This window comes from Corynebacterium sp. sy017 (assembly GCF_017918135.1).
GTDB lineage: Bacteria > Actinomycetota > Actinomycetes > Mycobacteriales > Mycobacteriaceae > Corynebacterium.
On sequence record NZ_RZUE01000001.1, the window covers coordinates 39,657 to 53,983 of the forward strand.

A 14,327-nucleotide genomic window follows, 5' to 3' on the forward strand; every position below is an offset into this window, starting at 1 on the left:
GTCAAAACTTTAATTACCATCGATGATTATTTGTTTGTAGAGATACTGAGACAAAAATCATCGATTATTTTTATAATTCTCTCGCGCAGTTGATTTGCCCGTACCGCCAGTTCACGCTGTCGACGCACATAGTGTGCCTTTCCTTCGGCAGTTTCTATGGCCACCACTCCTAGACCATAATCTCGACAATCATAAGGACTGGCTTCCATATCAAGTACACGGGCATCCCATGCTAAAGAAAAAGCATCAAGCCACAATGAACCTGGTATCAGTGGTTGTAATTTTGTTGCCCACTTGTAGATATCCATATTGGCGTGCAAACAACCACATTGGTCTTGCTGTGGCTGATTTTCTCTGGTCAATATGGTGAAATTCAACGGGCGAGCAGGTGGTGTAAAAAATCGAAAAGCATCAAAATGCGTGCAGCGCAGAGTATTATTTTCTACAACCTCATTTGTACCTGCAGCACCAAGGCGAAGTGGAAGCTCATGCCTGGTGGAGTTTGCTTGATAGACCATTGCCCACTCATGCAACCCGAAACAGTCGAAATGAGCTGGATTAGTATTCGTTTTTGCTAATAGCTCTCGAATATACTTGATAGTTTTGTGGCGCTGTGCCCATAAGCTCTGGCTATCTATGCTGGTGACTTCTTTGCTGACGTGATAGAATTTCCAATCCTTATGTGGTGGCAAACCAGATAGAGCAACGCCAAATCCTGGATGCCACTTATGTAAATGCGCAATGCGAACAGGATAATACTCAAACAAGAAATCATATACAGGGTGGTGCTTACCAGCACGTCGTCTCGCAAGGTGATCTTTTGTAAAAGAATCAGCACGTCTGTGATGCTGCTCCATGCTTTCTTGCCATTGTTGCTCAGACAATACAGTGAAATCCATCATGCTACGTGTGTTGTCCATGAGTCCAGTCGGAAAAGGTACCTACATATTCCTCGATAAGATCTTCGAGAGTAATGACACCAAGTAACTCTCCACGATCCCGCACTTGAGCCATATGCGCTGATTTACGATGCATGAGATGCAATGCCTCTTCAAGTGATCCAGAAGCATCAACTATCGACAGTGGTCTGATTTCTGAGCGGTGGACTAATTGATCTGGTTGCGTATCCTCAAGACGATCTAGCACATCCTTTACATGGATATACCCCATGTAAGATCCATCCTTTGCTTTTACCGGAAAGCGGGAGAAACCTGTTTCTGCGACAGCCGTTTCGACGTCACTCAACCGAGATCCTCTACCAGTAAAATCAAGGGTACGCACTTTATCAAGCGGAATCATTACTTCGGTGACAGAACGAGATTCTGAAGTTAAGGCCTTACGAAGTCGGATGGTTTCTTCCGCATCCAATAATCCCTCACTACGAGATTCTGCAATCATACTTGCCAATTGCGTTTGATTTACTGTGGCGTCCAATTCATCTTTTTGCTCTATATTGAACATCCGCAACGTAATACGTGCAATCCAGTTCAACAATTCCACAATAGGACGAGAAATTTGCATGAACGCAAGCAAAGGCGGGGTTAGCCAAAGCGCAAGAATCTCTGGTCCAGCTAGTGCTATATTCTTGGGAACCATCTCGCCAAGTAATATGTGCAAAAAGGTAATGATTGCTAGCGCAATAACAAAGGAAAACGGATGAAGTAAATGATCGGCCAAGCCAAGAGCCTGAAAAGGTTTTTCAATGTAATGAGCGATAGCTGGTTCAGCAACTTTACCAAGAATCAATGAAGCAATGGTGATACCTAGTTGGCATGCTGCCAATAGCACTGACAAATTTTCTATCGCATAAAGAACTCGCTGTGCACGCCTATTTCCTTGAGCGATAAGGTTTTCGATGCGATCCCTGCGTGAGGAGATTAATGCAAATTCGGAAGCAACAAAAAAGGCATTAGCTAGCAGTAGAACGATGATTAACAACGTGGTGGTTATAACAGACACTATGTATTCTCCCGTGATTTCTTTGCCGCCGACGCAGTGATGTTCTGTAAAACGGCATGAGCCTCTGCATCAGAAACAGGTGAGAGAATAACTGTATCGACGCGTCTATCTTCCATGGCAGCGACTTTTGCTAACCATTGACTATTACTTAGTTCGGAATCTGGCAAGAAAGAAGTATCATTATGTGGCAGTAATAGTTCATCACCAGTAGCAGGTATGCGTCCTAGCTGTGCCATAACCAGACCGCCAAGAGTTTCATAAGGACCTTGAGGGGCGCTATAATCAATTTTTTCTTCTAGTTCATCTAGTCGGACAAGCCCAGAAACAGACCAGCTACTGCCAAACTTGTGAAAGTCGCGTTCTGCTTCGGCATCATCGTGTTCGTCATAGACTTCACCGAGTATCTCTTCGACTACATCTTCGATGGTAATCAATCCAGCAGTGCCACCATATTCATCTGCAACTAAGATGATTTGGGAACCAGTGGAACGTACTGTATCGAGTACCGAATCACCGTCTAAGGATGCTGGTACAACAGGAATGGGGCGCGCTAATTCTTTGAGCTGTGTTTTATCTCGATCCTCTTTGGGTACAGAAAAAGCGTCCTTATAATGAACAACTCCAACAGTGTCATCAAGATCACCGCGGATAATAGGAAAACGTGAATGTCCTGTTTCGATGGTACGGGTAATAAGATCTGTGACAGTGCTTTCAGCAGCAAGCGATTCCACAGTAGACCGCGGAGTCATGAGTTCTTCAGCGGTGCTATTACCAAATTTCAAGGATCGGTCAAGCATAAGTGCAGTAGTTTTTTCTAGACCGCCTGTTTTAGCTGAATTCCGTACTAATGCAGTTAATTCTTGTGTGGAACGTGCACTGGCGAGCTCCTCAGATGGTTCAATCCCCATCTTTCGGACGACTCGGTTAGCTGTACTATTAAGCAATTTGATGAAACCACTGAAACAGGCATTAAAGAAATTAACTGGTCCAATAACAATACGAGCAGTGTCCATGGGGTTGGTGATAGCGATGTTTTTTGGGACTAACTCACCAAAAACCATGGATAGGGTAGTAGCAACGATAAGAGCTAAGACTAAAGCAATAGATGTAGTTGCGCTTTGCGGAATATGAAGTAGCTCGAGCAAAGGACCAAAGTAACTAGCTAGAATTGGCTCAGCTAGATAGCCGGTGGCTAGGGTAGTGATAGTGATACCAAGTTGTGCGCCTGAAAGTACAAAAGAGAGATTATGAAAAGCATTCTTGACTTTTTGAGCAGATTTATCGTTGCGTTGAGCTATATCGTCATCAATGGTGGAACGCTCCAAACCCGTTAGAGCGAATTCGACGGCAACAAATAAACCGGTACTTGCGGTGAGCAAAATAAAACCGACAAGCGAGATAATACTGATAACAATGTCCATATTAGAAGCAACTACGCGACGTCAGTTGCAATACCTTCTCTTTCTGTTTTCTCAATGACAGGCGGCATAGACATAACAATTATTTTCCATGCTTCTTAGTAGAACTATAGCGGTTTTTCTTTTTGGATGATTTTTTATATGAACTGCGTCCATAAACATTTCTTGGATTTTTATCATATCCATTGCCAGAAATTGGGCGCCCATTCTTTTTTCCTGAGTCATTTTCTGGAAGTGCTAGTGGGGCTAGTGCTTTTCCGCTAGGAGCACGAGCACCTGCTATATGTCGTAGCACGCTAGAATGCTCGTCGACAGTATGCTCTTCAGGGTTGCACTGTGCTTGTCGAAAAAGCTGCATGAATCGATTATGCTGCTGCGTTAAGGCAAGAGTGATAACAGTTCCACTTGCCCCCGCCCGAGCTGTTCTACCTGAACGATGTATATATGCTTTGTGATCAGCTGGAATGTCTGCATGAACAACTAGATCTATTGCAGAAATATCGATGCCACGCGCAGCGACATCAGTAGCTACTAAGACTGATATCCTTCCGCTGCTGAATTCTTCGAGGATATACTCGCGCATGCGCTGTCCTTTGCCACCATGCAGGGCAGCTGCATGTATTCCTTTTTCCCTCAATTGCAGCGTGTACCGATCCACTGCGATTTTTGTACCCGCAAATACTATTGTTCTGCCGCGGCGTGCTGCAATATGGGCAAGTACAGCGTCGCGTGTACTGATATTTTCTACGAAAAAGCAATAATCCTTGCGCGGTAAGGTGTGCGTGGTATTCGCCGCAGCATCGACTACTGAATGAATGACGGGATCAACCATAAACTGTGCTACCAGCTTATCGACGTCTGAGTCAAGAGTTGCAGAGAAAAGTAGGCGCTGGGTGGTGGGCTCAGTGAGGGACAGAATTTTTTGTACCTGTGGGAAAAACCCTAAATCTGCCATCTGGTCGGCTTCATCTAATACGCTAACCTGAACTTGATCCAAAAAAAGTTCTTTCTGCTTCATCAAGTCGAGTACACGTCCAGGAGTTGCGATGAGAACATCGACTGGAGCTGCCAGGGAGCGGATATGATTTTTGATTGCTACACCGCCAACAACATGCAAAATTCGCAGTCCCAGCACTGCCGCATAGTCAGCAAGTGTTTCATAGATTTGGGTAGCCAGTTCACGGGTTGGTGCTAAGACTAAACCACGAGGATGATGCGTTTGCGATATACCACCTTTGGCAATGTTCTCTAATAACGGCAACCCAAAAGCTAAGGTTTTTCCAGAGCCAGTAGGAGCACGCCCTAATACATCTCTTTTGGATAAAATATCTGGAATAACCGCTGCTTGAATGGGAAAAGCAGCAGTAATACCTTGTTTTTTAAGTTGCTGCAGAAGTGGAGTGGATAGCCCCATTTCTGCAAAGTCAGAGGTGGTGTTGACACTCATACCGAAGTTTTTAATAACCTTAGTCTGTTTGGACTTCAGATCGGTCGCCGGACCAAAGTGTATGGAATGAGCCTGGTTTATCAACGCGCTTGTATGTGTGTGCGCCGAAGTAATCACGCTGACATTGGATCAACGCAGCTGGTAGGCGATCTGCACGTAGGCTGTCATAATACGACAAGCTAGAAGAGAACACAGGGATTGGTTGTCCTATTTGAGTAGCAACAACCACAACTCTACGCCAGGAATCAATGAGCTGAGCTAGCTCTGATCGGAAGTAAGGGTCTAAAAGCAAAGATGCTACCTGTGGATCATTATCATAGGCTTCTACAATGCGGTTAAGGAATTGTGCACGGATAATGCATCCGCCTCGCCAGATAGTTGCTAATCCTCGCGGATCAATATCCCAGTCGTGTTCATCTGAGCCAGCCTTAATTTCGTCAAAACCTTGTGCATAGGCAACAAGTTTTGAGGCATAAAGCGCTCGACGCACATCTTCAATAAAGCTTTCCCGATCAATGCCCAAAGATTCAATGGTCGTGAGGCTGCCACCAGGTAATTGATTATTAGCTGCTTGACGCTGTGCACTAGCACTTGACAATGCACGAGCAAATACAGCTTCACTAATACCTGTGACTGGTGTACCAAGGTCAAGAGCTGCTTTTACTGTCCAACGCCCGGTACCTTTCTGGCCAGCTGCGTCGACTACTATGTCCACCAGTGGTTTTCCAGTTTCTTGATCTACTTGCGCCAATACTTCTGAGGTAATTTCGATGAGATAAGAATCTAAATCACCTTGGTTCCATGTCTTGAAAATATCAGAGATTTCTTGAGGGCTCAGTCCTGCTCCATAGTGCAAAAGCTGATATGCTTCTCCGATTACCTGCATATCTGCGTACTCAATGCCGTTATGCACCATTTTGACGAAGTGACCAGCTCCATCTGGACCGATATGGGTTACACAGGGAACTGAATCAACTTTAGCGGCGATTGACTCGAAAAGGGATCCTAATGCCTCCCAAGATTCTGCTGGTCCACCAGGCATAATAGAAGGACCATTCAAGGCTCCTTCTTCACCACCTGAGATACCTGCTCCAACAAAGTTAAGACCACGCTGAGATATCTCTTTTTCGCGTCGGATGGTATCCGTGTAAAGGGCATTACCACCATCAATGATGATGTCTCCTTCTTCCATTAGGTCAGCGAGTTGGTTGATGACCGCATCTGTCGCCGCACCAGCCTGCACCATAATAATTGCTCGGCGTGGTCGTTCTAGTGAAGCAACAAATTCTTCGATGGTCTGTGCAGGAATAAAAGATCCTTCATTACCGTAATTATCAATGAGCGCTTGTGTTTTGTTATACGAACGGTTAAAAACAGCTACTTTGTGCCCATTACGCGCAAAGTTTCTGGCCAAATTTGAGCCCATTACCGCAAGACCAATAACACCAATATGAGCCAACTCTTTATTTACAGTCATAGCATTGCATTCTACCTTGCCACTGGAGGAGTTGCTATATGGGATTTATTGCTGTCGACTTTTTATCTGATTTTTAAGCGGCAGCAACATATTCTCAACTAGATTAAAGAAAAGACTTATGAAACGTTCATAGGTACATAACTACTAATCGCTTTTCTCAAAGGGGATATGATGTCTATTTCTAAAAAAACGGTAGATATTCTTGAACTTTTAAGCACTATACCTAGTGAAGGTTTGAGCCAGGAAGACCTATCTATAGTGCAACAATATAGTGGGGGATTTACTAACCATTTAGGGTTACTGTTCACGCATGCTAATTCTGAAAAAGTATGCGCTCAGTTACCGGTTAAGGAGAATCACCTACAGGTGACAGGTGTGGTTAATGGCGGTGTTTATTGCGCTATTGCAGAAACTGTTGGTTCTGTTATGGGACTTATTGCTTCTAAAGGCGTTGTGGTTTTAGGCGTGAACAACAGCACCGATTTCCTTTCCTCAGTTGCTGATGGAGTTATTGAAGCACAGGCGCGTGTTATTAAAGCAGGGCGCAAGACGCAGCTGATTTCCATCGAGATGTTTAATCAGGAGAAATTGGTTGCGCGTTCGACGTTACGCACATTGCTCGTTCCGCAATAGATCGTTATCCTTCCTATAAGGAAATGTTGTCAAAAGTTTATTGAAGTTTTCAATAAGTGTAGGCATGATTGTAAGTATGACTTTATTATCTCAAGCACAGGAAAGTGTTACATATCTTGCAGCTAGTGCGCCTGCATTAAGTTTTATTGGTTGGCTTGTTATCGGTGGTCTTGCTGGTTGGATCGGCTCAAAGATCATGGGAACCGATGGTCAAATGGGACTCGGACTCAATATCCTCGTTGGTATTATCGGTGGTTTCCTTGGCGGTTGGGTGCTATCGCTGATTGGTTTTGATGTTGCTGGTGGCGGTAAGTTCTTTAGCTTCTTGACCTGCTTGGTCGGGTCTTGCTTGTTCCTCTGGATCTTCAAGTTAATTTCTGGCAAGAAATAATATGAAGGATATTAAAGCCTGGGTGATTGATATCTCCCAGGCTTTTCTTATGGCTGCACTTTGCTAGACATTACAAATTACTAATGCTTATAGCCATTTTTGTTTGTGGAACCACCACCACATTATGCATACAACCGTGACAATAATAAAAAGCACAACATAATAGCCATACCGGTAATGCAACTCAGGCATATTATCAAAATTCATGCCATAGATTCCGGCTATTAGGGTAGGTACTGCTGCCATGCCAACATATGCAGAAATGGCACGCATATCTGCATTTTGCTGGATACTTACCTTGGTTTCTGCCGCTTTGATCAGTGTCATGAGTCGTTCGTCATGGCTGGCAATATCATCTTTAACTCTGATTTCATGATCAAGGACATCACGAAAATAAGAGCGCATCTGTTTGTTGAGAATGTCCTTATTACCCGCAATCATCATCTTTAGGGCAGGGTCGAGAGGATCAATGGCATGACGCATCTCTAGTACCTCACGTTTGAGCAAATATATCTGGTCTACATTGATACGCGCTCCAGGGGTAAAGACTTCTTCTTCTAGATAGTCGACGTCGTCAGCTAATTCTGTACTAATGAATACGTAGTCATCCACAAGCACATCCGCTATTGCCCAGGCAATAGACATTGGACCATGCTTTGCTAATGTCGTTGTGTCATTGATCCGGTCGTCAATGTCAGGTAGGGAAGTATTATGCCTGATGGTGATCACAAAATTATCCCCGACGACGATCTGCATTTCACCAGTTTCGATAACTTGGCGAGCTGACTGAACGGTTCGTGGGTGATGGCCAAAGTCGGAATACTGCACCGAACGAATAACCATGAACAATTGATCATCATAGCGCTCTACCTTTGGGCGCTGATATGCACCAACGACATCCTCTACGATAAGAGGATGAACCCCAAACTCGGTTGCAATTTTGTGCATTTGCTCTTCCGACGGACCACTGAGACTTAACCAAATAAAACCTTGATCTTCTTCAGTCATGCGCGAACGCAGGTTTTCGAGAGCAGAAGCATGATGGCAGCTACCACTTTGACGTATGCCGTTGAGATACATCCAGCAGTGATCGATGACCCTTTCAACGGGGACACGTATTTTTGATTGTGTAGTATGTGCGGGTTTAGCAGGGCGTAGTTTAGAAATAGGTCCGCGTTGACCATTGTTTTTATTTTCTACCACAATAAACACCTGCCTTAGTTGCGTCGATAGAATCCTAATATATTAAAGAACATCTTTATGAATAGAGTGAAAAAGAGGGGTACTAGATATAAGTACCCCATAGCAACATAATGTTGTGTGTTATTTCTCGTCGGCTTTCTTATCGAGTGCTAGACGAGAATGTAGCTGCTGGCGAGTAGTATCCATATTCCAGCGCTTACGGGCAACTGCGTTAAGTAACCACGTGAATACTGCTCCAGCGCGGTTGCGGAAACCAACAAGGAAAGCGACATGGACAGCAAGCCACATTAGCCATGCACCAAACCCAGTGAGTTCGGTCTTATCCATCTTCACTACTGCGTAGAAACGTGAAATAATCGCCATAGAACCTTTATCGTAATAGTCGAAAGGCTCACGTTCCTCAGCGGAACGCCCTGCAGCTTCAGCAGCGATTTGTTCTGCTACATATGCACCGCCTTGGATTGCAACTTGTGCAACACCTGGCAGACGGTTGAGCGACATCATATCGCCAATGATGAACACATTTTTCTCAGCACCAACGCTGAGATCTGGATTAACAGATACACGACCTGCGCGGTCTGCTTCGACACCGAGTTGATCAGCAACAAGTTTGCCCAGTGGTGATGCCGCAACACCAGCAGACCAAATTTTGCAGAATGCTTCGATTGTGTGGGTAGAGTCATCAGCTGTGGACTTATAAGTTACAGATGTCTCGTTTACATCAGTCACAATTGCGTTGAGTTTTACTGAAACACCAATTTTTTCTAATTGACGCTGTGCTTTTCGCCCAAGATTCTTTCCGAAAGGAGGCAATACCTGTGGCGCACCGTCGAGAAGAATGATTTTTGCATTTGCTGGGTTGAAACGAGAGTAAGCTCCAGCTAGAGTACGATGCGCTAGTTCAGCGACCTGTCCAGCAAGCTCAACACCGGTTGGACCTGCGCCGACAATCACGAAAGTGAGTAGCTTCTCACGCTCAACTGGGTCTTCAGTTAGTTCTGCACGCTCAAAAGCATCAATAATGCGGGAACGAATCTCTAGTGCGTCATCAATGCTTTTCATGCCTGGCGCATATTGCGCAAAGTGATCATTACCAAAGTAAGACTGACCAGCACCAGCAGCAATAATGAGGGAATCATAAGCAAAAACTTTGTTGTGCTGCTCTAGGGTCGCAGTTACTGTTTTGCTTGCTGTATCAATATCTGTGACTTCTGCTTTGACAACATTAACATTGTCTTGTCCGGCAAGGATTTGGCGAGTAGCAGGAGCGATTTCGCCTGAGGAAAGAACACCAGTTGCTACTTGGTAGAGTAGTGGCTGGAATAGATGATGGTTTGTGCGGTCAATAAGTGTGATATCGACATCTGCATCTTTAAGGTTTTTGACGGCAGATAGACCACCGAATCCAGAACCAATGACAACTACATGGTGACGTCCGCTTTCTGGACGAAACGCAGTCTCAGACATAAAAAGTCTCCTTGTGTACCTATAAACACTATTGCATGATAGTTATTTTAGTGATCGACACCATGTTACAATTTTTGCTCAGTTTTTTCATCTCTACGGCTAATAAAGACTAATAAAACCAGCATTTTTGCTTATAAACTTCATTAAGGATGTGTTATCGGCGCGTAACGCTTTTTTATCCGCCTTACATAGATAAAGTAAGGCAGGAATGACACGGTATATACCGGAAAAATCATCTCTGGGAGAATGCTCTATGGATAATACAGCGCAACATACTTATTCGCGTGCACAATTTTCCATTGACGCTCAGACATGGCCGCGTATTGCACAAGTTCCAGATGGCACCTGGACTGCTTGGAGAGCACGTGCTGCAGAAGCAAAATTCGCAGCTGCAGCTGCAAAAGCTGAGCTCATATTATCTGGCGACGATGCAGATTTGACCATCGTGGAGGATTCACTTTTTGCCCGTATTGCTGCTGGCGGTTGGCTTGGGTTGGCAGAAGGGTATATGGCAGGCGAGTGGGAATCAGATAACTTAGCTGTGGTATTGGAAAAACTTATTCGAGCCGGTTACAATCCAAGAATTCCTCGTCGTCTTGCTGCTGACATCAGTGATTCATATACCGGTATGGAATTGCCACCACAGCTCATTCGTCTATTTTCTGGCGACGGTATGAGTGCCTCGGGTACAGTTTTTTCTTCAGGAGTGCCTACTACAGAGCGCATTGCAGTGAAAAACTACGCAGCAACTGCAAAAACCACACAGGTAACGAAGGTTCGACAGCCTGCACAGCGTTATATCGATGACACAACACTGACTGATCCTACTTATGTAGAGAAACAAGATCTTTCAGGTGCTCAGCTGCATAATATAGCCATGCTCTTGGATGCGGCGCATGTTCGCCAGGGCAGTCATATATTGGATTTTCCGAGTTCAGGTGGCTCTTTAGCAATTATGGCTGCGCGTCGCAAAGCTATTGTGGATGCGATTAGTTCAGATGCTGACTTTGTCCAAGATATTCGCTCTGTAATACATGCGGCAAAAGTAAGCGATAATGTTCACATTGAGCTCAGCGATTCGCCTCTAGTAGATCCACGAGAATGGTCTGTGGACTATGATGTAATCAGCTGTGTAGAGAAGCTAGAGCACATGGATCAACGCACGAAGCGTGAATATATTCGCAAAATTGATCGGTTGCTAAACCACTCTGGTATTTTTGTTTCTCAAACTATTGTTTCACGAGAAAAAAGCCGTACAAAAGCTGAGGCTGCATTATCTTTAGGTAAGGCTTATTTGTGGTCGGCTCAAGAGTTTAGCGATCTTGATTCCTTGCGTAAGCTGTTTGATACACACAGCAATTTGCGCGTCATTTCCCAGACACATATCGCTAATCATTATGCACATGGGTTGGCGCTACAGCGTCAAATGTTTCAGTCGCAGGAACGTCAGGCGGCGGCAGATGGTTTTGATGCCGTATATAGACGTATGTGGGTGTATTACCTGTCAATGAAAGAAGCGTTGATACATTCTGGACTTCTTGATGTGGTGCAGCTAGTTGCAGTGCGTCCAAGTCGGCGACGAAACGTATAACGCGTTATGGTAGGGGGCGCGCCGAGAATCTAAGTTGACATAATGTATATTATCGGACATTTAGGGTGGGCATCCGATGTGGAGTAGCCGCTTAATTATGTCACTGTGACGCAATTAAGCGGCTGGCTGTGTGTGCAAGTAATTGACGTATTACTTCTCTAAAGTTAATCGCACATTGATTTCGCCATTTTCATCAATCTTCGCTGCAACAAATTCAGGAGTTTGTACATCATAATCTAAGCGATTAATTGGAATCGTAGTCGATAAAATAATCTGCTTCCCGCTACGCACAACCTTAAACGTTGGTACGACCCTGTGAGTCTTTCCATGAATGCTGAGATCGCCTGGAACGTCAATCTCTGCGACTTCCGCATGATCACCAATTGTGCTGAGATCAACTTTTTCTGCTACATCAAATGTTGCCGTGGGATATTTATCTGTCTCGAAAATTTTACTCCGAACATTGATATCACGTTTTTCCTGATCGGAACTGATATCGTCCATATTAACTTCAATACGCCCAGATGTTAAAGTTTTGTTTTCAACATAAATATTTCCGCGTATGCTCTGCGTCGAACCAGAGGTTATCCGCTTTTCCGCAGGAAGTATCTCATGAAAGGTAAAACCAACTGAACTGATATTAGGCGCAGAACCATATGCGATCTGCCAATGTCCATCAACATCAGTGCTTGCCGGCTGCGCTTTTGAGGCGTCTAACTCTTCTGTCTTAATTCCTGGACCATTGAATAACGGATAAAGAACAGTTACTAAAGCAAAAGTTGACAGCAGAATAACTGCAGCAACAGTAGAGAATATAATGATTTTGCGTTTTTTATCCATGATTTTATCCGTCTATATCCGTTCTTTATGCTCTATCGTATGGACTCAGCTGAAAGGGATAACTCCACCAGTTCATCACACAATTGCTGAATTTCCTGCTGACTCGCATCTTCGCGATAAGCAGTTGCGATATCTTCAGCAGCACAGCGAATCTGAAAAAGCAGATCACGTAGATTTTCTACCTTCTCTGGCGATAATACAACAGCCTGATCCGAAATTGGTGTGACCGTCACAGCATTGCGTTGCTCATAAGCTCGCTGCTTACATGAGGATTTGCAATACACTCGTGGGCGCCCACGTCCACTACTTGGCATTTCTTTTCCACACCATTTGCAGGTAGGCAAACGCTCAGCACTGTTATAAGACTTTGTGACCATCACTAGATAAGTCTAGTCGCATAAGGAAGCAATTAGGAAGAATCATAATCTAAAAGATAACGTCGAAAAGCAATAGAATAAGAAAATAATAAAACAAGAATAATATCAATATCCGATATTAAGGAATCTTTTAGAGGTTTCATGCGTTATAGTAGTAGATCTTAGGTAAGAAAATTTTAGCTTGCTTCGATAATTATTTACGACGAAAGGACTGATCACCATATGGCAGATCGTGTTCTTCGCGGCAGCCGCATGGGTGCTGTGAGTTATGAAACAGATCGTGACCATGATTTGGCACCACGCCAATTGGTTCGATACAAAACTGAAACTGACGAGGTTTATGAAGTACCATTCGCTGATGATGCGGAGATACCATCAACTTGGCTATGCAAAAATGGGCAAATTGGTTACCTCATGGAGGGCGAAGGCAGCGAAGCAAAAGTCACCAAACCGCCTCGTACACACTGGGATATGCTCAGAGAGCGTCGCTCTATCGAAGAACTAGATTTACTTCTTGAAGAACGTATCGATCAATTACGCAAGCGTCGTCGAAATGCGCAACGTTTACTTAAACAGCAACAAGAAGAAGCTGCTAAACAAAGCTAATCAGACAATAAAAAAAATCCAGTCAGTGATTGACTGGATTTTTTTTTATTTCTAGCGACACTGTGGCAAGACAGTAACCAGCTGTTGTGGAATCGGCACATTATCAGGAATAATCTGCTCCACTGCTGCCCCAGCTTCTTCAGGGACAAGACAACGTAGACGCTGCTTAAGCTCAGCACCACCATTAAAGCCAGGCAAAACGCCAGGAATATCTGGAATACCAGGAATACCTGCAGGAGTATCTCGAATAGAGCTTTTCACATCTGAAGTATTATCACTTGCTGAGCCAAAAGTAGAAGCAGCAACCACATAACCAGGGCCAAAAGAAACAGTGCCATTGACATTATGATTATCAGACCAACCAAACTTGGTGCCCTCAGAACTAGGTAGCTGTGAAGTACCATAATTTTGCGGGTAACCATCAGCGGCAATCGGAGCTGCAGTACGCATTCCTTGGATGATTGGTGCCGCTACAGGATCATATTTGATAGCTGAAACAAAGCGAGCAACATCAGACACGCTCGTAGTGCTATTCCCCCATGCCCCACCATAGCGAGAATGGGTCAAACCATAGTTTCCAATGACTTCGGATATTGCCTGCGGATATTTACGATCAAGGTATGATGCAGTGGCATCCTCAGAGAACCTAATCATATTTTCTACCTTGGCTTTATCAGCATTATCTCCATTGCGTAACACCCACATACCAAGATAAAGTTTTGACAACGACAACGCAGGACGAGCTTCATGCTGATTTGCAGAACCGATTGCCTCACCAGTGTCATAGACAATTGCGATTTGGGTACGTTGTGGTGGAGCAGATTCTAACTCAACTGCATTAGCAAGAGGAGCAATGCTCATAGCGAGTATTGCTGCACATAAGCCTGAGAGAAATTTTTTCATAGGTAACTCTCTTTT

14 protein-coding genes are annotated in these 14,327 nt (G+C 44.3%); 4 read left to right on the forward strand and 10 right to left on the reverse strand.

All coding sequences use genetic code 11. The features are described from left to right. Positions 1-26: 26 nt before the first annotated feature. The 5 genes from EML15_RS00205 to gndA form a co-directional block, all read right to left on the reverse strand. A complete protein-coding gene (locus EML15_RS00205; protein ID WP_144273413.1) occupies positions 27-902 on the reverse strand; it encodes a 3-methyladenine DNA glycosylase in 876 nt (291 codons plus the stop codon). A gap of 1 nt (position 903) precedes the next feature. Then, on the reverse strand, positions 904-1,959 hold the full coding sequence (locus EML15_RS00210; RefSeq protein ID WP_144272859.1) for a hemolysin family protein: 1,056 nt from the start codon (positions 1,957-1,959) through the stop codon (positions 904-906). After that, the gene (locus EML15_RS00215) at positions 1,959-3,380 is read right to left on the reverse strand and encodes a hemolysin family protein (protein ID WP_144272860.1); all 1,422 of its coding nucleotides are present in this window, start codon (positions 3,378-3,380) and stop codon (positions 1,959-1,961) included. The genes EML15_RS00210 and EML15_RS00215 overlap by 1 nt, the downstream gene beginning before the upstream one ends. Before the next feature lie 79 nt (positions 3,381-3,459). Then, complete coding sequence (locus EML15_RS00220; RefSeq protein ID WP_144272861.1) at positions 3,460-4,824, reverse strand: DEAD/DEAH box helicase; 1,365 nt, start codon at positions 4,822-4,824, stop codon at positions 3,460-3,462. A 19-nt stretch (positions 4,825-4,843) separates the two neighbouring features. Further along, positions 4,844-6,301, reverse strand: a complete 1,458-nt coding sequence (gene gndA / locus EML15_RS00225; protein ID WP_144272862.1) for an NADP-dependent phosphogluconate dehydrogenase — start codon at positions 6,299-6,301, stop codon at positions 4,844-4,846. Between the two features lie 168 nt (positions 6,302-6,469). Here gndA and EML15_RS00230 point away from each other — a divergent pair, with 168 nt between their 5' ends. Together EML15_RS00230 and EML15_RS00235 are read left to right on the forward strand one after the other, a co-directional pair. Then, on the forward strand, positions 6,470-6,934 hold the full coding sequence (locus tag EML15_RS00230; RefSeq protein ID WP_246858042.1) for a PaaI family thioesterase: 465 nt from the start codon (positions 6,470-6,472) through the stop codon (positions 6,932-6,934). A 76-nt stretch (positions 6,935-7,010) separates the two neighbouring features. Beyond that, entirely contained in the window at positions 7,011-7,325 is a 315-nt protein-coding gene (locus EML15_RS00235) for a GlsB/YeaQ/YmgE family stress response membrane protein (protein WP_144272863.1), read from the forward strand. Between the two features lie 87 nt (positions 7,326-7,412). Here the strand turns inward: EML15_RS00235 and EML15_RS00240 are convergent, their stop codons facing one another. After that, positions 7,413-8,492 (reverse strand): magnesium and cobalt transport protein CorA, encoded by a 1,080-nt coding sequence (locus EML15_RS00240; protein WP_255455977.1) that lies wholly within the window; start codon positions 8,490-8,492, stop codon positions 7,413-7,415. Positions 8,493-8,648: 156 nt separating this feature from the next. After that, positions 8,649-9,995 carry an NAD(P)/FAD-dependent oxidoreductase gene (locus EML15_RS00245; protein WP_144272864.1) on the reverse strand — a complete coding sequence of 449 codons (1,347 nt, stop codon included), beginning with the start codon at positions 9,993-9,995 and terminating at the stop codon, positions 8,649-8,651. A gap of 253 nt (positions 9,996-10,248) precedes the next feature. Here EML15_RS00245 and EML15_RS00250 point away from each other — a divergent pair, with 253 nt between their 5' ends. Beyond that, the gene (locus tag EML15_RS00250; RefSeq protein ID WP_144272865.1) at positions 10,249-11,586 is read left to right on the forward strand and encodes a class I SAM-dependent methyltransferase; all 1,338 of its coding nucleotides are present in this window, start codon (positions 10,249-10,251) and stop codon (positions 11,584-11,586) included. A gap of 150 nt (positions 11,587-11,736) precedes the next feature. On the opposite strand, the gene EML15_RS00255 is transcribed toward EML15_RS00250, so the two are convergent. Continuing rightward, positions 11,737-12,426 carry a YceI family protein gene (locus tag EML15_RS00255; protein WP_144272866.1) on the reverse strand — a complete coding sequence of 230 codons (690 nt, stop codon included), beginning with the start codon at positions 12,424-12,426 and terminating at the stop codon, positions 11,737-11,739. A gap of 32 nt (positions 12,427-12,458) precedes the next feature. Further along, a complete protein-coding gene (locus EML15_RS00260; RefSeq protein WP_144273416.1) occupies positions 12,459-12,803 on the reverse strand; it encodes a hypothetical protein in 345 nt (114 codons plus the stop codon). A 222-nt stretch (positions 12,804-13,025) separates the two neighbouring features. On the opposite strand from EML15_RS00260, the gene EML15_RS00265 reads away from it, so the two are divergent. Further along, on the forward strand, positions 13,026-13,409 hold the full coding sequence (locus EML15_RS00265; protein WP_144272867.1) for an RNA polymerase-binding protein RbpA: 384 nt from the start codon (positions 13,026-13,028) through the stop codon (positions 13,407-13,409). Positions 13,410-13,460: 51 nt separating this feature from the next. Here the strand turns inward: EML15_RS00265 and EML15_RS00270 are convergent, their stop codons facing one another. Further along, positions 13,461-14,312 (reverse strand): hypothetical protein, encoded by an 852-nt coding sequence (locus EML15_RS00270; protein WP_144272868.1) that lies wholly within the window; start codon positions 14,310-14,312, stop codon positions 13,461-13,463. Between the last annotated feature and the right edge of the window lie 15 nt (positions 14,313-14,327).